The following is a 19,771-nucleotide window of genomic DNA, read 5'->3' on the forward strand; positions in this document are numbered from 1 at the left end:
ATCGACGGGCGCAAAGCCAGTCGATGACCTCGTCGATGACGACTTGATGTGAATAATACGTGAACACATTTGTTTTGAAAAATGATATATTCGCAAAACAGTATTTCATTTTTTGCAATGTTATGGATTTTCGTTCACTACAATTATTCAATCATTTGGCCTCCAGTCTGCACTTCGGTGAAACTGCAGAGGCTATGTATGTGTCGCCCTCCACGCTTAGCCGCGCCATTCAAAGGCTTGAAGATGAGTGTGGCGTAACACTTTTAAAGCGGAATAATCGTTCGGTGGTGTTAACTCATGCCGGTCATAAAATGTTGTCTTTCAGCACGGAAGTACTTAAACAATGGGACGAAATTCGCCGGGAATTAAAAGAAGACAACGAGGCGCTACAAGGAGAGCTCAGTGTTTTTTGTTCAGTAACCGCGAGCCAGAGCCATCTGCCTGCGCTACTCAAAGCGTTTCGCGCCCGTTACCCAGGGGTGGATATACGTCTGGTTACCGGAGACCCTGCCCTGGCAAACACGAAAGTTAAATTACAGGAATGCGATGTTGCCATAGCTATAAATGCGCCGGATTTTCCTACGGATATGACGTTTACGCCTTTGGACAAAGTACCACTTGTGCTTATCGCACCCAGAGACTGGCGGTTGTCTGAGTTATCTCAAATTGATTGGCGCAAACATCAGGTGATTATGCCTGAACACGGTCCTACCAGGCGGATTGCCTATCACTGGTTTGCTGAGCATGGGATCCGGCCAAACGTGTACGCATCGGTGGGTGGAAATGAAGCTATTGTCAGTATGGTTGCACTTGAATGCGGTGTGGGTTATGTCCCCCAAGTTGTGCTGGATCATTCAACGATGGCTTCCAGTGTGTCTAAAATCCAGGTGGCAGATATTGAAGCCTACGAATTAGGCTTGAGCTGCTTGCGCGCTCGCCGGCACGAACCCCTTATAGATGCGTTATTTAGCCTGAGCTCAGCTGTTGTATAAGACTGTCCAAGGCGCGGTAGCCAAGCGCCTCGGCCAGGTGGTGTCGATTCACGTGATCCTCACCGGCTAGATCAGCAATGGTGCGAGCGACTTTTAAAGTACGGTGAAAAGCTCGCATGGACAAACTGAGTTTTTCCGCTGCCAGTTGAATAAAGTCGAGGTCTTGTTCTGTCAGTTGACAGCAATCCGCCAGTTGTGTAACCGGAATATGCGCATTCAGTACGCCTTGTCTCTGTAATTGTCTATTGCGCGCCTCCATCGCTTTTTCTCCCGGTTTTTTAATGTCATCGGGTTCATCTTTATCTTGCCATAAACTTAACTGATATTCCGGTAATCGAGGCACCTCAACTTGAATGTCAATGCGATCGAGAAGGGGGCCTGACACCCTGGACAAGTAGCGAAGAATTTGATCCGGTGGTGTGCGCCAGTCGTGAATATCCCCAGTGGGACTGGGGTTCATTGCTGCGATGAGTTGAAACCGGGCAGGATACACAGCGTTGGCTGAGGCGCGGGAAATATGCACTTCGCCGGTTTCCAAAGGCTCTCTGAGGACGTCGAGGGTGCGGCGACCAAACTCGGGCAACTCATCGAGAAACAACACGCCGTGATGCGCAAGAGACACTTCGCCAGGCTGCGGATTTGCGCCCCCTCCGGTTAAGGCCGCCGCCGATGCTGTGTGATGGGGCGATCGAAAGGGACGGGTGGCTTGAATTTGTAACGCTGCACCGCCTTGCTTTAAAGAATGTAATGCGGCAACCTCCAGCGCTTCTTCGGGAGAAAGAGGGGGCAGCATGTGCAATAAACGGCTGGCGAGCAGACTTTTGCCTGTGCCTGGCGGGCCGGTAAAAAGTAAGTTGTGAGCACCGGCTGCGGCTATCATTAGCGCGCGTTTGGCTTGATGTTGGCCGTGAATGCCGTGCCATACATCCTGCCTTGCCGTTGTCGGGCAGACTAGCGGCGCGTTTTCATCCTGAACCAAGGGTTCTGTTCCGGATAAATGCAGATATACAGCCAAGAGAGAGTCAGCGGCGTAGCGCGTTGCGCCTTCGACGATGGCTGATTCACGCCGGTTTTCCAGTGGATGGAAAAGGGTATTGCCATGGTTTCGACAGGCTATTACCGCGGGAATGATGCCGCTAATGCCACGCAGTTCTCCGGTAAGGGCGAGCTCTCCTAAAAACTCACAACGGCCAACAGCGGCTTCGGCGAGTGTGCCGTGAGCCACTAAAATACCGATAGCGATGGCCAGATCGTATTGTCCGCCCTGTTTTGCAATACTTGCCGGAGACAGGTTGACCGTAATTCTTTTGGCAGGGAATTCAAACCCGCTGTTAATCAATGCGCTTCGCACTCTGTCTCTTGCTTCTTTGACAGATGTTTCCGCCATACCTACAAGCTGAAAGGACGGTAGACCGTTTGCCAGGTGCACTTCCACCCGAACCAAGGGTGCCTCCATACCGCTTCCTGCCCGAGTATTGACAACAGCCATTCCCATCTTACCCTCCTTCCCTATGGCTCACTGAAACTCTGTACACTTTCCTTCCCAGTGCGGGGATAGTGTAAAGGAGAGCCTAAAACGGAAATACTGGTCGCAAGTCGGGTTATTCAGACTTAAAAACAGGTAGTTGCCAATGCCATCGCAATGCACCTAGTCTTACTACTACCGTCACAGCTACAGATACCAAGGCACAGAATTGGCTGTCCAGGCCGCTGTAATGCAGGCACGCATAGGCCAACCCACCCAAAATACAGGTAATGGCGTATAGTTCACCATTTAATACCAGTGGTACCTCCCGGCAAATAACGTCTCGCAGCAACCCTCCAAATACGCCTGTAATGGTGCCCATGGCAATGGCGACCGACATGGGAGCACTGTGAATAAGTGCCTTTTCCATGCCTACTACATTAAACAAAGCAAGGCCGAAAGCATCGGCAATCAGCAGGTAGTGGTAGGGGAATCGCGGGCTTATCCTTAGCCAGGCAATGGTTGCCGCGGCTGCGCCCAGGGTAGAGAAAAGGTAGTCTGTGTCCTGAACCCAAAATACCGGAATGTCTAATACGATATCGCGAAGCGTTCCGCCGCCGATGGCGGTAACTGAAGCCAGTACGACCACGCCGAAGCCATCCATTTTTTTTTGATATGCCATGAGCGTGCCCGAAATTGCACAGACAGCTACACCTGCTAAATTTATCCAATGAAACCAGTCACTCATTACAACATTCCGATTTTTTTGTGAAGACCCCTTGCGACGAAGCTCAGAAAACTTGTCTTTCACAACGCAAATTACTTGATTCTTTCCGCTGTTTCATGCTATTTCTTCCTCCATATACTGAATTCTGGTCAGCCAGCCGGTTTTCGCCGTGCATACGCACAACAAAAAATTCCGAAACTATCAAAAATCCAGTCAAAAAACGTGCACGCAGTGCTACCCTCTTCTGTGTCGACGATTAGAGTGACAATACCTTGTGTGGGCAGGTGTGTCAGTATGCTGACATCACTGTAAATATTCCTGTCCAGTTGAGATTGCGACCCTGATGCTCAGTTGGGCAGTTCCCCACTGTCATGTATCATTCGTTTCAGGCAAATGTCTTGTCATTTATTTAACTACCAATTCAACGGTGTCAGGCGAAAGTGCCGCCTGCTACGCAAAAGGAATAATCATGGCTAAGCAACCAGCAGAATATATTTGGTTCAACGGTGAAATTAAACACTGGAAAGAGGCTACCGTTCACGTAATGACCCACGCCATTCATTACGGGTCGTCAGTTTTCGAAGGGATCCGCGCGTACAACACTCCAGATAAAGGAACCTGTGTATTCCGTTTGGATGAGCACAATAAGCGTTTATTCGATTCCGCTAAAATTTATCGTATGACCATTCCATACACGTTGGAACAAATTAATGAAGCCACCATGGATATCATCCGCAAGAATGAGCTCAAGTCTGCGTACATCCGTCCTATCGCCTACTACGGCGATATTGGCATGGGGTTGGCCGTTCCTTTTGGTACCGAAACCGAAGTGGCAATAGCAGCATTTGAATGGGGCGCTTACCTGGGTGAAGAGGCGTTGAAAAGTGGTGTTGATGCTGGGATCTCGTCCTGGAACCGGTTGGCGGCGAACACCATTCCTACAGGTGCTAAAGCAGGCGGCAACTATTTGTCATCACAGCTTATTTCAATGGAAGCCCGCCGTCACGGCTACGGTGAAGGCATTGCCCTTGACCGCAACGGTTACATTTCTGAAGGTGCCGGTGAGAATATTTTTGTGATCAGAAACGGTATTGTATCCACCACGCCTAAAACCGCTGCTATCTTGCCAGGTATTACACGAGACACCGTCATTACGCTGTTAAAAGAAATGGGTTACGAGGTTCGGGAGGAAAATATTCCCCGCGAAGCCATGTACTTAGCTGACGAAATTCTAATGTGCGGTACCGCAGCTGAAGTAACACCAGTTCGCAGTGTGGACGGCATTTCAGTAGGTAATGGCGCCCGCGGTCCTATTACTGAAAAAGTACAAGATATGTTCTTCGGGCTGTTCAACGGTAAAACTGAAGACAAATGGAACTGGTTAACACCGGTTTATAAGTAATTTTCTAGCAATTAATTTAAAAACGGGAAAGTATTATGCCCAAGTTACGATCTGCAACCTCTACCCAGGGAAGAAATATGGCCGGCGCGCGTGCGCTCTGGCGTGCAACCGGGATGAAAGACAACGATTTTGGGAAACCCATTATTGCAATTGCCAACTCTTTCACGCAGTTTGTGCCTGGGCATGTGCACCTAAAAGACATGGGGCAGCTAGTGGCGCGCAGTGTAGAGGCTGCTGGCGGTGTGGCTAAAGAATTTAACACCATCGCTGTGGATGACGGTATTGCCATGGGCCACAGTGGTATGCTTTACAGTTTGCCTTCTCGGGAAATTATCGCCGATTCCGTAGAATATATGGTAAATGCACACTGTGCCGATGCCATTGTTTGTATTTCAAACTGCGACAAGATTACGCCGGGAATGCTAATGGCGGCAATGCGCTTGAATGTGCCAGTGGTCTTCGTGTCGGGCGGCCCGATGGAAGCGGGTAAAACCAAGTTGTCTGATCAGTTAATCAAATTGGATTTGGTTGACGCCATGGTTGCAGCTGCCGACGACCGTGTTAGCGATGATGACACTGATAAAATAGAGCGTTCCGCATGTCCAACCTGTGGTTCTTGTTCCGGGATGTTTACCGCTAACTCTATGAACTGTCTAACAGAAGCGCTTGGCTTGTCTTTGCCGGGCAATGGCTCACTACTGGCTACCCACGCTGACCGCGAAAACCTTTTCAAACAAGCCGGCGCATTGGCGGTTGAACTGTGTGAGCGGTGGTATAAAAATGACGATGAAACTGCGTTGCCCCGAAATATCGCTACACTTAAGGCGTTTGAAAATGCCATGAGCCTGGATATCGCCATGGGGGGATCCACAAATACCATTCTGCACTTGTTGGCGGCAGCCATGGAAGGTGAAGTACCTTTCACCATGGCTGATATTGATCGCTTGTCACGCAAAGTTCCCCATTTGTGCAAAGTGGCGCCGTCTACACCCAAATACCACATGGAAGATGTTCATCGCGCCGGTGGTGTACTGGGTATTTTGGGCGAATTGAATAAAGCTGGTCTGCTGAACAAAGATGTCCATCACGTGTTAGGTAAAAGTCTCCCTGAGGTGATTGACGAGTGGGATATTACTAAAGCAGATAACGACAAAGCCAATACTTTTTACCGCGCCGGCCCTGCGGGCATTCGCACAACCCAGGCGTTTAGTCAGGATTGTCGCTGGGATGAGGCCGACGCTGATCGCAAAGACGGCTGTATTCGCAGCATTGAACACGCTTACAGCCAAGACGGTGGGCTGGCAGTGCTGTACGGTAACCTGGCTACTGATGGCTGTATTGTTAAAACGGCGGGCGTGGATGAATCTATTCTGAAGTTCACCGGAACGGCAAAAATCTATGAAAGCCAGGATGATGCGGTGGCAGGTATCCTCGGTGATGAAGTGAAGGCCGGAGACGTTGTCATTATTCGGTACGAAGGGCCACGTGGTGGACCTGGAATGCAGGAAATGCTGTACCCAACGTCTTATCTTAAATCGAAAGGGTTAGGTAAAGCCTGCGCGCTGATCACCGATGGCCGTTTCTCCGGCGGTACCAGCGGCTTGTCAATTGGCCACTGTTCACCAGAAGCAGCCAGCGGTGGCGGTATTGGGTTAGTGGAAGACGGTGATAAAATTGAAATCGACATTCCAAACCGTACTATCAATATCGCTATTTCTGACGAAGAGCTTGCTCATCGTCGCGCCACAATGGAGGCCAGTGATAAGCCGTGGCGTCCGAAGAATCGTCAACGCGAGGTGTCTTTATCGCTGAAAAACTTTGCCTTGTTAGCCACCAGTGCAGACAAAGGTGCGGTGCGTGATCCGTCAAAACTGGAAGATATATGACCGTTAGCCAACACGACTATTTAAAAAAGATATTACTGGCACCGGTTTATGATGTGGCCGTTCACAGTGAATTGTCTGCCATGTCCAGGTTGTCTCAGTTGCTGGGAAATGACATATACCTGAAGCGGGAAGATCAGCAGCCGGTTAAGTCGTTTAAATTACGTGGTGCGTATAACCGTTTATCTACGTTGACATCGGCGCAGCTAGAAAGTGGCGTAATTGCAGCTTCTGCGGGTAACCATGCACAAGGGCTGGCCTTTGGCGCGCGCAAGAAAGGGATCCACGCTACCATTGTGATGCCGGAAACCACGCCTGATATTAAAGTTGATGCAGTGCGGCGCTTTGGTGGTACCTTCGTAAATATTGTGCTACACGGCACCAACTTCGATGCCGCCAGTAAACATGCGCAAATGCTAGCAGAAACCCAGGGCTACACGTTTATTCCTCCGTTTGACGATCCGGATGTTATTGCGGGACAAGGCACTATTGCCCGAGAGTTACTTGAACAAAATCCCAACTTGGATATCGTTTTTGTTGCTATTGGGGGCGGTGGTTTGGCAGCAGGTATAGCTGTTTATTTAAAACAGTTAAAACCAGATATTAGGATCATCGGCGTTGAATCGGAGGAATCGGCGTGTTTCAAAGCTGCCATGGAAGCCGGGAGTATTGTTACCCTGCCTTCCGTTGGTATTTTTGCCGATGGTGTGGCAGTAAAAACCATGGGTACCGAAACGTTCAGGCTTTGTAAAACCCTTGTCGATGAAACCATGACGGTGACCAACGATGAAATTTGCGCTGCCATTAAGGATATCTTTGATGATACCCGGGTGATTGCTGAGCCTGCCGGAGCAATGTCTATTGCGGCAATTAAGAAATACACCAAGCAACACGGCATAAAAGGCAAAAAGCTGGGGGGCATTCTGTGTGGTGCCAATATCAATTTCCATACCTTGCGGTATGTGTCTGAGCGTTGTGAATTAGGTGAGCAAAAAGAAGCCGTGTTCGCCGTAAAAATTCCCGAGCGGCGCGGTGCGTTTAAACAGTTCTGCGAGGTGCTCGGTGGAAAAGCTATCACTGAGTTTAATTATCGCTACGCCAATGATTCCGACGCCCACATTTTTGTGGGGGTGAATCTCAAAGGTGGTAAGCCTGAATTTGCTGAACTCAATGCTTCTTTGACTGACCAAGGCTACGATTGCTTTGACATGTCTGATAACGAGTTGGCGAAGTTGCACGTTCGTCATATGGTGGGAGGCAGGCCGCCTGCGTTGCTCAATGAAGTGATGTTCACCTTTGAGTTCCCAGAGCACCCTGGCGCGTTATTGAAGTTTTTAAACACCTTGGGGGAACGCTGGAATATTACGCTGTTTCACTACCGCAATCACGGGGCTGCTGAAGGGTTGGTTCTGGCTGGTTTTGATATTCCGCCAGAAAGTCGAGAGGCCTTCGACACGCACTTGAAGCAATTGAATTACCAACATCAGGACGTAACACAAAACCCGGCTTATCGTTTCTTTTTGTCTTAAGCAGGTTGATGCTAACGAGTGTGAAAAAGGGGGCGCATTAGCGCCCTTTTTCACACGGTAAGGCGGCGATTAGCTGATTACTTCAGCGCGTCAGCTAATTGCTTTGCAGTAAATACCTGAATGGTATCTTTAACCGGTCCTTTTGTGCCTTGTGTTCCGCCTACCAAGTAAACCGTATCTCCTATGGAAACTGCTTTGCTATGACGCACACCCATTACGGGTAACTCAATTTCACGCCACTGTTTAGTGGTGAAGTTATACGCCCATACAATATCTTGTGCATCGAAGTCCCCAAAAGATAAAAGATAGTTGCGCCAAACTGTTGTTGTGTGAGCACTGAGTTTCATCGGCATGGCAGGCAGGCTTGTCCAACTGTTGGTTACAGGGTCGAACTGCTCAAATACATCGAGTTTTTCTTCGCCAGTATAGCCTCCTGCGACATAGATTTTTCCTTCATAGGTTACTGCGCTGGTGGCTTTGCCGGTGGGCATAGGTGGTGCAAACGACCAGGTGTCGGCATTGATATCGTATACCGACATAAGATTGGTTCGTTTTAACGCTTTCGTCTGCCAATCCCAGTGAGACCCACCCATCACGTAAATTTTATCTCCTAAACGCACCGCAGTATTGATGCGAGTTGGGTATGGCAAGGGAGCCGCTTCAGACACAACGCGGGTTTCGGTGTTGAATATTTCCACGCGGTTTTCGTATTTTGCCCGAATGCCAGAGCGGGAAACGCCACCTATCAGGAATATACGATTGTTGCCGTCAGCGACAGCAGAAAAGTATCGCCGGGGCAATATATGCCCTTTAAGTACCTGACTATTATTAGTTGCCAGATCAATTATTTCTATATCGTCACGCAGTCCATTTTCATTGCTGCCGCCGAAAGCATAGATTGCTTGGGTATCGGCTGTAACACCAGCAGCATAACGGGGGTATTCTAACTTTAGTACCTGACTTGATGAATCCATAGACTTGGTTGCGGTGCTGGAACATCCGCTGGTACCAATCAGAAACCCAAATATCGTTGTTAAGGTTGCGGCTACTTTAATTATTCCTTTAAACACAATTATTCCTTATATAAGTGAAAGTTGTCTGGCTCTTAACGAACTAGCACTGAGCGTCTACATTTTGCAGATGTTGGGTAATTTCAGGCCATACCAGTGTCAAAACATCCTGTCGTAGTGCATCTGACTCTTCACAGTACTTTAAACTGCCGTCTTCGGTAGAATCAATCCAGTGGTTTTCTCGCAATGCAGAAATAAAACTGGATAGTACGTTTTTGTCGAAGAACTCCGGCGAGTTCATACCATAGAGGGTAGATAAACGCTCTGCTACCTGACGACTCGTTCTTTCAAGGTTATTGCGACTGATCACTCGTTCACGAGCCATGATAGTCAGTACAACGGCGTAGCGTTGAAAGGTTTCCTGCATGCACCGGCTTAGCAACCATGCAGAGTGGAATGCCCTTTCTGAAGATGGTGGCGGGAACAGTTCACCGCTGTCCTGACATATTAATAAACCCTGTTCTATCATGGTATTGATGAGTTCATCGGTATAAGTAAGCGCGGCATCTTGTGTCATGTAGATAAACAACTCTTTTTGCAACAGCGGGTATAGCGCTGCCATTAGTCGTAATACTTCGTGGCGATGTATGCTTGGACGAGAGAAAACCGCAGCCTGAATAACCCCTGGCAACGCAAATAAATGCAGAATGTTGTTGCGGTAATACGTTAAATAAACTGCTGCGTCTTTTAACGGCGCTACCAATGTTCCGTAACCGTCCTGAGATACGTTGAATCGTTTTAGCGCCAAAGTTTCCTCAAGCATGGTTTTGGCGTTCACGTCGGGGATTGTGGCGTCCTCGGAATAAGGTGCTTGCTTGAGCAATGTCAAATAATTTCCCATGGCACGGATGAGTTCTTTTTCCGTCATGGTTTGCGTTTTAGACGACAACAGACATAAAGACACCAATGCCATGCCATTAATTGCAGCATTGCGATTAATGCGTAACATCACCTCATTGGCGAGTTCATTAACCATAGGTGTCAGCCACGCAGGTTTTTTATCCATATCGGCAGGTAGTGTTTCCCGCCAGTTTGGCACGCTTTGTTCAAGGAACTGATTTAAGTGAATAGGTGCGCCGAAGTTGACATAACCATGTCCATAATCGCGCAATTTTCTAATCGCGGAGAAAACCTGAAGATTCGACTCTTTTTTCTTTCCACTGCCTTTCAGTTCGCTTAAATAGCTTTTCACCTCCATAACGTTTTCATAACCAATGTATACGGGCACGATACTCACCGGGCGCTTTACGCCTTTGAGCACGGCTTGCATGGTCATCGCCAGCATACCGGTTTTCGGCGGTATCAAACGCCCTGTTCTGCTGCGTCCGCCTTCGGGGTAATACTTTACCGAGTAGCCCTTGTTAAACAGCAATTCCAGATATTCTCTGAACACGGCTGTATACAGCTGGTTTCCGGCAAAACTACGTCGTAGGAAAAATGCGCCACTGCGACGAAAAATAGGGCCTGCTGGCCAAAAGTTAAGATTGATTCCGGCAGCGATATGGGGGGTTACCATGCCTTCGTGATAAATTACATAGGTCAGCAGCATATAGTCCATATGGCTGCGATGGCAGGGGACATAAATAATTTCGTGGCCATTGGCGGCTAATTCGCGAATGCGCTCGGCGTGACCAACGCTAATGCCGTTGTAAATTTTATTCCAGATACGTGTTAGGATGCGATCGCCGAAGCGAATTAACCCTTCGCGATAGTCGGCAGCAATTTCGTTGATGTAGACCTTAGCTGTTTCCCTAGGGTCCTCGCCCTTCTTTTTGCCTCTCTTCGAATGCTGTGATTCATACATAGCTTCCTTCACGCTCTCTGAACCGAGGATGGCGTTGTACAATTCTTGGCGTTCGAGCAACGTTGGGCCAGTCATACTCTGGCGCTTCCTATGAAAGTGAGTGCTTGCTACGCGTACGAGTTTGTGCGCGATAGATTCGTCACTACCCCGTTGGGTTGACATTTCACGAGCAGAGACTGCTTTGCTAAAGTTGATGAAATTGTCACGTCCCAAAAACAGAACAATAAACAATTTTCTCAGCCAACTTGGTGAGGCGTGATGGGCAATCAGATCACTTAAACCCGGAGTGCCTTTGCCTGGGGCCCGGCCCCAAGAGACAAATACAGGCACTACTTGAACGTCGACATCGTCATGGTCTCGATGGAGGTGGAATAAACTGGAAAACACAGCATCCACATCGGTATGAGAGGCAGTTTTCACAAACAGGGGTTCTGTTTTACGTAAAAACAGACTACTGGGATAAGTTTTCCCTGCAACCGAGATCTCTGCTGTAGGGCTGGGTAATCCTAACCTTTGTGTTGCCATACGCAAGGCAAGTTGATCAGTGACGGAATTAGTCGGTAACAGATAAATAATAGGCTTACTTCTGTCTATACCCAGCTCAGACTCGACGTTGGCTGGAATACTGTGGTCTTTGACTAAAAGCTTTACGGGATAATGAAACACCGACAAAAGCGTTTTGCGCATCCACGACATGTAAAAAGAATCCTGTATTGTGATAACCGGCGTAGTTTAACACAAATCTACGACGATCCCGTTGATCTTAGATGGGGAAGTAATGATAGTGTTTACGCAAGGAACTGTCACGATGGTAACGTGACAGTTCGATGAATTTTTTTCATCGTCCACCCGCCGGCAGCGGCCAGTACCGTAGTTGCGCATGTTCCCCATATCCAGTCAATGATTGTCATCGTCAATGGCCAATGAATCAGTATAGAGTAGCAGGTGAGGTTATAAGTTCCATAGGCGGTAGCACCTAACACGAACCCCGCCTCGCAGGTGCGGATCAGGTTTTGCCCCGCATAAGGACGTATAGCAAGAAAGACGATAGACGCGCAATAAAGCAAGTAGAATACAAGCCATGGCCATGTTATGAACTCTTCCCTCAGCAACCCATCAAAGGCTGTCTGATACCAGGGCATAGCGAGAACGCCCAGCCAAAAGCCGTCGAGAACAGCGAACAGAGCCAGTACAACAAAATAAGCAGCGAGATTAGCTTTAACAGATATGTTCATAAAGAAACGCGCAATACACAACAAAAGTTCAGTTTAGTTGCAAGGATATCGTGCTTTGTCTCAAACTTGGACCATAATTGAATTATTCCCGACCGCGATCACCGGGCGGTGGTAAACGGTAAAAAGGATAAAACGGGGTCAGTATGCAAAAAAAACTATTCGAATTCGGCGATTTATTCTGGGTGCCCGAATTTTACCATGCGTTTCTGCGCCGCTTCATGGGGGCGTTGTATAAAATCTTTGGCTACCACAAACTCTGGCTGCCGGAACTCAATGCCTTTGTTGAGAAGTCCGGCGGAAAAGTGCTCGACCCCTGCGCTGGAAGCGGTTATGTAGACGCGCTATTAATAAAGGAAATGCAGCAGCGGGATATCAAGTTCTACCTTTCGGATTTTATGATCCACAAAAATCCGGAATTCAGGGAACACATTAATAGCCTTGGCGACCCGCGTATCCACTACCTGGAGCAGTCTATTGATGTGCTCATGGACAACCCCGATTTCCGTTGCCCGAAAATCTTTATCAATGCCTTTCATCACTTCGATGACGAGCAGGTGGCACAAATCTGCAAACTTAATTTGTCTCATGGTGACGACATCTTGGTACTAGAGTATTGTGACAACGCTTTTGTGAGTTACCTTTCCATGTTGTTTGGCCCTTTGATTGCGATGATACTACTGCCCTTTATTACAGAGCGCAGGCAATTGCTGATAACCGCAGTATTTACGTATCTTATTCCCATTGTTCCGGTTATGTTGCTGTGGGACGGCTTCGTCTCTAACTTGCGATGCTACTCCCACCGATCACTAAAACACATTGTATACAATGCGGGTTTTTCTTCTGCTGAAGTAAAAACCACCTTTCGGCGCAGTTGGTTGTATCCTGCCGGAGTTACGTCGCACCATATTGTTGCACCACCGGGCGCAAAAAAAAGTAATGACTCTGATGATGAGGTCTAGCGGGGCCTTACGGCAGACTTAACTGGTTTTTTGCTTGTGTAAAACACTGAACTGTATATACTTACAGAAACTGTATAGAAAAACAGGCTGTTTATGCGTCCACTTACTCCTCGACAAACGGAAGTTTTAGAACTCATTAAAACCACCATGCTGGAAACGGGCATGCCGCCCACCCGTGCTGAAATCGCCAAACAATTAGGTTTTCGTTCTGCTAATGCTGCAGAAGAGCATTTGAAAGCACTAGCCAGAAAAGGGGTTATTGAGATCCTTGCCGGTACATCCCGCGGTATTAAACTCAATATTCCATTAGAGGCTGATAACGACGACGATGCAGGCTTGCCACTTATTGGCAGGGTAGCGGCAGGTGAGCCGATCCTGGCTCAGGAACACGTAGAGATGCACTATAAAGTTGATCCTGATCTCTTCCATCCGCGTGCAGATTTCCTTTTGCGAGTAAATGGCATGAGTATGAAAGATATCGGCATCCTTGATGGTGATTTGTTGGCAGTGCACAGAACAACCGATGTTCACAACGGACAGGTTGTTGTGGCTCGGGTAGATGAAGACGTCACCGTGAAGCGTCTGGAGAAAAAAGGCCGTGAAGTGTGGTTACATGCTGAAAATGACGAGTTCAATACCATTAAAGTCGATTTAGCCTCTGAGCCTTTTAACATCGAAGGGTTGGCTGTAGGCGTTATTCGCAATGCCGACTGGATGTAGCAATCTATGTCTTGGTAAGCAACTCGAAAAAAGGCAGCATACGCTGTCTTTTTTAATAGCTAGAAGATAGTCGGTGGTAAGCACTAAGGGCTTCCAGCGCCAGTAAAAATATATCGGCCTTGTCGTCACCACTAACGTTTTTAACCACAGTCACTGCGCGATTGTGTTCTGTGCATAAGATTGTCATCGTGGTTCCTCCCATGCTGCCGCCGGAGTGCATAACAGCCCGGGGCATAGCAGCCATGAGTGCTTGTGCCCGCGAATTCTGCTGATATTTTTCCCGTTTTATGTAGTCGTCAAAACCCACAACCCAACCAATACCAAAATTAACGTTTTCTCCACTATTTAACTTCGCTTTGGTGAACATTTCTGATGTCGTTTCCATAGACAGGTAATCGGTAACTACATGAGCAACGGCAAATTTTACGATATCTGAGGGCGTAGAAATAAAGCCGCCTCCGGCCCATTTGTAGCTGTGATCGGTTTGGGGCGCGTTCATTAACGAGTTGTCATCGACGATATAGGGCCTGGCACGATGCGGGATAATCGAATACTGATCATCAAACGCCGTGTTCTCAAGTTTCAGCGGAGAAAACACTTCCTGCTCGATGATTTGTCTGAAATTACGCCCTTTGTCTGCACCTTCCATTGCGGCGCTTACCAGTGTCCAGCTAAAGGTAGAATAGGAGTGGTCGTTGCCTGGGAAGAACAAGAGCGGATCGTTCTTGAAAAGGGCCAAAGCGTCATTGATACTGTCAAACTGTTTATTTAGCATGAATTCATTGGCTCCCTCTTTATAGTGACGAATACCAGCAGTATGAGAGGTAAGTTGCCGAAGCGTGATAGTGGGTTTATTCTCTGGCCAAGCTGGTGCATAGCCTCTTATTGGAGCGTCTAAGTCAATCTTGTTTTGTTCTTTTAGCCGCATCAGTCCGGCAGTAGCAATGAGCTTTGAGACACTGCCAATTCTCACCTTGTGCAGCGGCGTCATGGGGATATTGTTTTCAACATCGGCAAAGCCATATGCCCCGATGAACAAGTGCCCGGAATTATCGCCTACCGCAACGGTTATACCTGGCACTGTATCATGGGCCACGGCGCGCTTGAATAAAGTATCGAGCTCTTGATTAACCGCATCATCTGCAATGCCTGAAAAAGAAAGTAGGGGCGCAATAGCAACAATTAAGAAAAGTAACGGTTTCAAAAGCCTTGTCCTTATAGGGGAAAGTAGTAGCCTACAGCAGCCATAACAAAATGCAAAACCAACAGGCTCTTATTAGTCAATGTACTAAAACAGGCTATTGCCAACAAAACTAAAGCCGCATTGCGCTTTTTAATAGTAAATCTTTCATATTCCTGTCTCTTTTCGCAAAGATGGTGATTTGCCTATCACGACATTTAGCAACGCAATGATGTTACTGTTTTGTATAAAAAGTAAACAAAATATTCTATAAATCAGAATTCAATCGGTAAAATACAGTTGCAAGCACTGTCACCGCGCTGTCTTGGAATAAGACAAGTGCAGATTAATCATTAATTTCTCAATGAAAGACTAGACAAACCATCAAATCTGTTTAATTCTTATACCGTTATTAACAATAAAATAACAATGCAGGATAAAAATTAACAACCAGGATGGTCTCAATGTCAGGGTCTTGTGAAATGGCAATACACATGATCCTCCATCGCGGAGGTGTTGAGTGAGAAAACGCAGAAGTAACGCAATAAGGGTGTGGGGAATGGCAGCTGCACTGCTGCCTTTGCAAATCTTTGCTCAAACGGCGTCGACAACAGAGCGCGCAGGTGAATTAAATCTGCGTCAAGGAGTCACCGATATCAGCGGGCAGGTATACGACCTGCACATGCTGATGTTTTCGATTTGCGTGGCCATTGCTGTGGCTGTTTTTGGTGTCATGTTCTATTCCATCGTGAAGCACCGAAAATCAAGAGGCGTAAAACCGGCCCATTTTCACGAAAACGTGAAAGTGGAAATTGCTTGGACTGTTATCCCCTTTCTCATTCTAATCTTCATGGCGGTACCGGCTGCCAAAACGCTCATTGCCATGGAAGATACCGACGAACCTGACATGACGGTGTTAGTTACCGGTTCGCAGTGGAAATGGCACTACCAGTACATGGACAGCAATGTCTCGTTTTATTCGGTTATGGCTACCCAAAGAGAGCAAATCGAAAACAAGTACGAGAAAGGGGAGAACTATTTACTTGAAGTTGACCGTCCTTTGGTTATTCCCACGGGGCAGAAGGTCCGGTTCCTGATTACATCAGACGATGTCATACATTCTTGGTGGGTTCCAGATTTTGCAGTCAAGAAAGACGCGAACCCCGGTTTTATCAACGAAGCCTGGACCAAAGTTAATGAGCCAGGTATCTACCGTGGCCAGTGTGCGGAGTTGTGCGGTAAGGATCACGGTTTTATGCCGGTCGTTGTGGTTGCCAAAACACCGGTTGAGTATGAAGCCTGGATGACTGCTCAGGAAGAGATCGTGAGAAAAGCGAAAAAAGAAGAGCAGCGTTTATTGGCGATGAACATGAGTATGGACGAGCTAATGACTGCAGGAGAAAAGGTATACAACAGCACCTGTGCTGCCTGTCACATGCCCAATGGCGAAGGCTTGCCCGGCGTATTCCCTGCACTGAAAGCAAGTCCCATGGTGCTGGAAGATCAAGCTGCACACATCAACATTGTACTAAACGGAAAAGCTGGTACGGCTATGCAGGCATTTGGAAAAATGCTGTCGTTGAAAGACATCGCCGCCGTTGTAACTTATGAGCGAAACGCGTGGGGAAACAACACCGGTGACATTGTTCAGCCGAAAGACGTCAACGCAGTGGCCACGGGTAAGTAGGAGCGAGCTATGAGTAAAGCGACAGATACGTTAGTAGCAGACAGCGACGCTGTTCATGACGACCATCATCACGGCGCGCCCAAGGGGTTGATGCGCTGGGTGCTCACGACAAACCACAAAGACATTGGCACCTTGTATTTATGGTTTGCTTTCATCATGTTTCTGGTTGGTGGTGCCATGGCCATGGTTATTCGCGCGGAACTATTTCAGCCCGGATTGCAAATTGTCGACCCCAATTTCTTTAATCAGATGACCACCGTTCATGGACTTATTATGGTTTTTGGCGCGGTGATGCCTGCTTTTACCGGGTTGGCAAACTGGCTTATTCCCATGATGATTGGCGCACCGGATATGGCGTTGCCGCGAATGAACAACTGGAGCTTCTGGATCCTGCCCTTTGCCTTTGCGATTCTGCTGGGGTCGCTATTTGTTGAAGGCGGAGGCCCGGCATTCGGCTGGACGTTTTACGCGCCCTTGTCAACAACGTATAGCAGCGACAGCACAGGATTATTTGTATTCTCGGTGCACATAATGGGGATTTCTTCCATTATGGGGGCGATTAACGTCATCGTTACTATTTTTAATATGCGGGCCCCAGGTATGACCTGGATGAAAATGCCTTTGTTTGTATGGACCTGGCTCATTACCGCGTTCTTACTTATTGCGGTAATGCCTGTGCTGGCTGGTGCGGTGACCATGGTGCTCACAGACAAGTTTTTTGGTACCAGCTTCTTTGATGCTGCGGGTGGCGGCGACCCAGTGATGTTCCAGCACATCTTCTGGTTCTTCGGACACCCGGAAGTGTACATCATGATTCTGCCAGCATTTGGCATTATCTCTCAGATCGTGCCTACTTTTGCGCGTAAGCGTCTGTTTGGTTACGCCTCTATGGTTTACGCCACTGCCTCCATCGCTTTACTGTCATTCATTGTATGGGCGCATCACATGTTCACTACAGGTATGCCGGTATTTGCTGAAATGTTTTTTATGTTTGCCACTATGCTTATTTCAGTGCCAACGGGCGTAAAAGTGTTTAATTGGGTGGCCACTATGTGGCGTGGCTCGATGACTTTTGAGATCCCCATGATGTTCGCCCTCGCTTTTATTGTTCTGTTTACTATTGGCGGGTTGTCGGGATTAATGCTCGCCATCACACCGGTAGATTTCCAGTATCACGATACATATTTTGTGGTAGCGCATTTTCACTATGTGCTGGTAACGGGCGCCATATTTTCCATCATGGCGGCGGTGTATTACTGGTTGCCAAAGTGGACCGGAAAAATGTTCGACATTACCCTGGCCAAGTGGCATTTCTGGTGTTCGCTGGTGTCGGTTAATGTGTTGTTCTTCCCTATGCATTTTGTGGGCTTGGCCGGTATGCCACGGCGCATACCAGATTACTCACTGCAATTTGCAGATTATAACCAGTGGATCAGTATTGGCGGTTTTGCATTTGGGTTATCGCAACTCATATTTTTGGCGCTAGTTATCAAAGCCTGTAAAAAAGTAGGCGAACCCGTTTCTGACCGTGTGTGGGAAGGCGCAGAAGGCTTGGAGTGGGAAATTCCCTCTCCTGCTCCTTACCACACGTTTGAGACACCACCGGTTGTGAAGTAAGAAATGAGTACGCAATCGGCGCGAAATCAATCTTTAACCCTTCGGCTTCTTTTGGTCGTCGTAGCTATGTTTGGGTTTGGTTTTGCGCTGGTTCCGCTCTATGACGTGTTTTGTGACATTACCGGTATTAACGGTAAAACAGAAAATCAGGCGGCGGTTTGGCAAGATGTGGCAGTAGACGAGAGTAGAACAGTGACGGTGGAGTTTATTACGCGTACCAACACTGGGATGCCCTGGGAGTTTCGCGCAGAAACAAGGCGCGTAAAAGTACACCCAGGAGAGATAAATACCGTGTCGTTTTACGTGAGAAACCCCGCGAGTAGCGAGATCATTGCTCAGGCAATTCCGTCGGTGAGCCCCGGGCAGGCAGCACTCTATCTCAATAAAACAGAGTGTTTTTGCTTTAATCAGCAGCCCCTGCAAGCAGGGCAGGAAGCATGGATGCCTATGTCCTTCTACGTCGATGCAAACTTGCCTCAAGACATCAGCTATTTTACTTTGCAGTACACCCTTTATGACGTGACAGCCCGCGCGGCTGATCTCGCCGAGAAAGAGAACCCTTATTTACGTCAGCCTGCCAGCGGCAGTCGCTAGGCAAGCAGAAAGGAGAGTTATGATGCAACAAGAGTATCAGCGTTATTACGTCCCTGCTCAAAGTCCGTGGCCTATTGTGGGTGCAGTGGCTTTATTTCTCATTGCCGTTGGCGCAGCCAATACTGTAATTGAAAACAGCAACAATGAATCGGGTTACGGTGTACATATCCTTGCTCTGGGTTTGCTAACCCTGCTGGTCATGTTAGTCGGTTGGTTTAAAAACCAAATCGACGAATCCATGGGGGGGCTATACAGCGACCAGCTCGGGCGTTCCTATCGACAAGGGATGAGTTGGTTTATTTTCTCCGAAGTGATGTTCTTTGCGGCTTTTTTCGGAGCTTTATTTTACGCCCGAATGATATCGGTCCCCTGGCTCGGCGGGGCGTCTAATAACGCGATGACCAATGAAGTGCTATGGCCGGGCTTTCAGGCCATGTGGCCCCTTGTGACTACACCTGGGGGAACCACAACACAGGAAATGAGTCCAGCGGGTTTACCCACTATCAACACTATTATCTTACTGATCTCATCCGTCACCCTGCATTTTGCACATGTGGGTTTGGAACAGGGTAAGCGTAGACAACTCACGACCATGCTAGGGGTAACTATTTTACTGGGTATTGGTTTCCTCTTTTTGCAGGTTGAGGAGTATATCCATGCATACCAGGAACTGGGTTTAACGCTGCAGTCGGGCGTGTACGGTAATACATTTTTTATGTTGACGGGCTTTCACGGGATGCACGTAACACTGGGAACGCTGATCCTCATCGTGTTGTTTTTCCGAGTATTAAAAGGGCATTTTACACCGGACAATCACTTTGCGTTTCAAGCTGGCAGCTGGTACTGGCACTTCGTTGATGTTGTGTGGGTCATGCTCTACATGTTTGTGTATGTGTTGTAAACGGGA

At 47.9% G+C, this 19,771-nt stretch carries 16 protein-coding genes; 10 read left to right on the top strand and 6 right to left on the bottom strand.

Annotated elements, in window-relative coordinates; translation table 11 throughout:
- The first annotated feature begins 122 nt into the window (after positions 1-122).
- Positions 123-992, top strand: coding sequence for an HTH-type transcriptional activator IlvY (gene ilvY, locus KO518_RS00575; protein WP_216023870.1), 870 nt, complete (start codon positions 123-125; stop codon positions 990-992).
- Here ilvY and KO518_RS00580 read toward each other — a convergent pair.
- Together KO518_RS00580 and KO518_RS00585 are read right to left on the bottom strand one after the other, a co-directional pair.
- A complete protein-coding gene (locus tag KO518_RS00580) occupies positions 967-2,487 on the bottom strand; it encodes a YifB family Mg chelatase-like AAA ATPase (protein WP_216023871.1) in 1,521 nt (506 codons plus the stop codon). The two genes, ilvY and KO518_RS00580, sit on opposite strands and share 26 nt — an antisense overlap.
- Positions 2,488-2,593: 106 nt before the next feature.
- Positions 2,594-3,205 (bottom strand): trimeric intracellular cation channel family protein, encoded by a 612-nt coding sequence (locus tag KO518_RS00585; protein WP_216023872.1) that lies wholly within the window; start codon positions 3,203-3,205, stop codon positions 2,594-2,596.
- 448 nt (positions 3,206-3,653) lie between these two features.
- On the opposite strand from KO518_RS00585, the gene KO518_RS00590 reads away from it, so the two are divergent.
- The 3 genes from KO518_RS00590 to ilvA are packed head-to-tail and all read left to right on the top strand — an operon-like array spanning position 3,654 to position 7,998.
- A complete protein-coding gene (locus tag KO518_RS00590) occupies positions 3,654-4,586 on the top strand; it encodes a branched-chain amino acid transaminase (RefSeq protein WP_216023873.1) in 933 nt (310 codons plus the stop codon).
- Positions 4,587-4,621: 35 nt separating this feature from the next.
- On the top strand, positions 4,622-6,472 hold the full coding sequence (gene ilvD, locus KO518_RS00595; RefSeq protein ID WP_216023874.1) for a dihydroxy-acid dehydratase: 1,851 nt from the start codon (positions 4,622-4,624) through the stop codon (positions 6,470-6,472).
- Positions 6,469-7,998 (top strand): threonine ammonia-lyase, biosynthetic, encoded by a 1,530-nt coding sequence (gene ilvA / locus KO518_RS00600; RefSeq protein ID WP_216023875.1) that lies wholly within the window; start codon positions 6,469-6,471, stop codon positions 7,996-7,998. The genes ilvD and ilvA overlap by 4 nt, the downstream gene beginning before the upstream one ends.
- A gap of 77 nt (positions 7,999-8,075) precedes the next feature.
- On the opposite strand, the gene KO518_RS00605 is transcribed toward ilvA, so the two are convergent.
- From KO518_RS00605 to KO518_RS00615, 3 genes are all read right to left on the bottom strand, one after another.
- Positions 8,076-9,068: a kelch repeat-containing protein gene (locus KO518_RS00605; protein WP_216023876.1), complete on the bottom strand. Its 993-nt coding sequence runs from the start codon at positions 9,066-9,068 to the stop codon at positions 8,076-8,078.
- Between the two features lie 43 nt (positions 9,069-9,111).
- On the bottom strand, positions 9,112-11,568 hold the full coding sequence (gene plsB / locus KO518_RS00610; RefSeq protein ID WP_216023877.1) for a glycerol-3-phosphate 1-O-acyltransferase PlsB: 2,457 nt from the start codon (positions 11,566-11,568) through the stop codon (positions 9,112-9,114).
- Between the two features lie 107 nt (positions 11,569-11,675).
- Complete coding sequence (locus tag KO518_RS00615; protein ID WP_216023878.1) at positions 11,676-12,107, bottom strand: DUF2177 family protein; 432 nt, start codon at positions 12,105-12,107, stop codon at positions 11,676-11,678.
- Between the two features lie 143 nt (positions 12,108-12,250).
- Here KO518_RS00615 and KO518_RS00620 point away from each other — a divergent pair, with 143 nt between their 5' ends.
- Positions 12,251-13,066 (top strand): hypothetical protein, encoded by an 816-nt coding sequence (locus tag KO518_RS00620; RefSeq protein ID WP_216023879.1) that lies wholly within the window; start codon positions 12,251-12,253, stop codon positions 13,064-13,066.
- Between the two features lie 93 nt (positions 13,067-13,159).
- Positions 13,160-13,786 carry a transcriptional repressor LexA gene (lexA, locus tag KO518_RS00625; RefSeq protein ID WP_216023880.1) on the top strand — a complete coding sequence of 209 codons (627 nt, stop codon included), beginning with the start codon at positions 13,160-13,162 and terminating at the stop codon, positions 13,784-13,786.
- 52 nt (positions 13,787-13,838) lie between these two features.
- On the opposite strand, the gene KO518_RS00630 is transcribed toward lexA, so the two are convergent.
- Positions 13,839-14,990: a serine hydrolase gene (locus KO518_RS00630; protein WP_216023881.1), complete on the bottom strand. Its 1,152-nt coding sequence runs from the start codon at positions 14,988-14,990 to the stop codon at positions 13,839-13,841.
- A 535-nt stretch (positions 14,991-15,525) separates the two neighbouring features.
- Between KO518_RS00630 and coxB the strand changes: the two genes are divergently transcribed.
- From coxB to KO518_RS00650, 4 genes are read left to right on the top strand one after another with little or no spacing between them, the layout of a single operon-like run.
- Positions 15,526-16,653 (top strand): cytochrome c oxidase subunit II, encoded by a 1,128-nt coding sequence (gene coxB / locus KO518_RS00635; protein WP_216024377.1) that lies wholly within the window; start codon positions 15,526-15,528, stop codon positions 16,651-16,653.
- A 9-nt stretch (positions 16,654-16,662) separates the two neighbouring features.
- A complete protein-coding gene (gene ctaD / locus KO518_RS00640; protein ID WP_216023882.1) occupies positions 16,663-18,270 on the top strand; it encodes a cytochrome c oxidase subunit I in 1,608 nt (535 codons plus the stop codon).
- 3 nt (positions 18,271-18,273) lie between these two features.
- Positions 18,274-18,864: a cytochrome c oxidase assembly protein gene (locus KO518_RS00645; protein ID WP_216023883.1), complete on the top strand. Its 591-nt coding sequence runs from the start codon at positions 18,274-18,276 to the stop codon at positions 18,862-18,864.
- Positions 18,865-18,883: 19 nt separating this feature from the next.
- Positions 18,884-19,765: a cytochrome c oxidase subunit 3 gene (locus KO518_RS00650; RefSeq protein ID WP_216023884.1), complete on the top strand. Its 882-nt coding sequence runs from the start codon at positions 18,884-18,886 to the stop codon at positions 19,763-19,765.
- Positions 19,766-19,771 lie beyond the last annotated feature (6 nt).

It is taken from the genome of Aestuariibacter sp. A3R04, from assembly GCF_018860805.1.
Classification (GTDB): Bacteria; Pseudomonadota; Gammaproteobacteria; order Enterobacterales; family Alteromonadaceae; genus Alteromonas.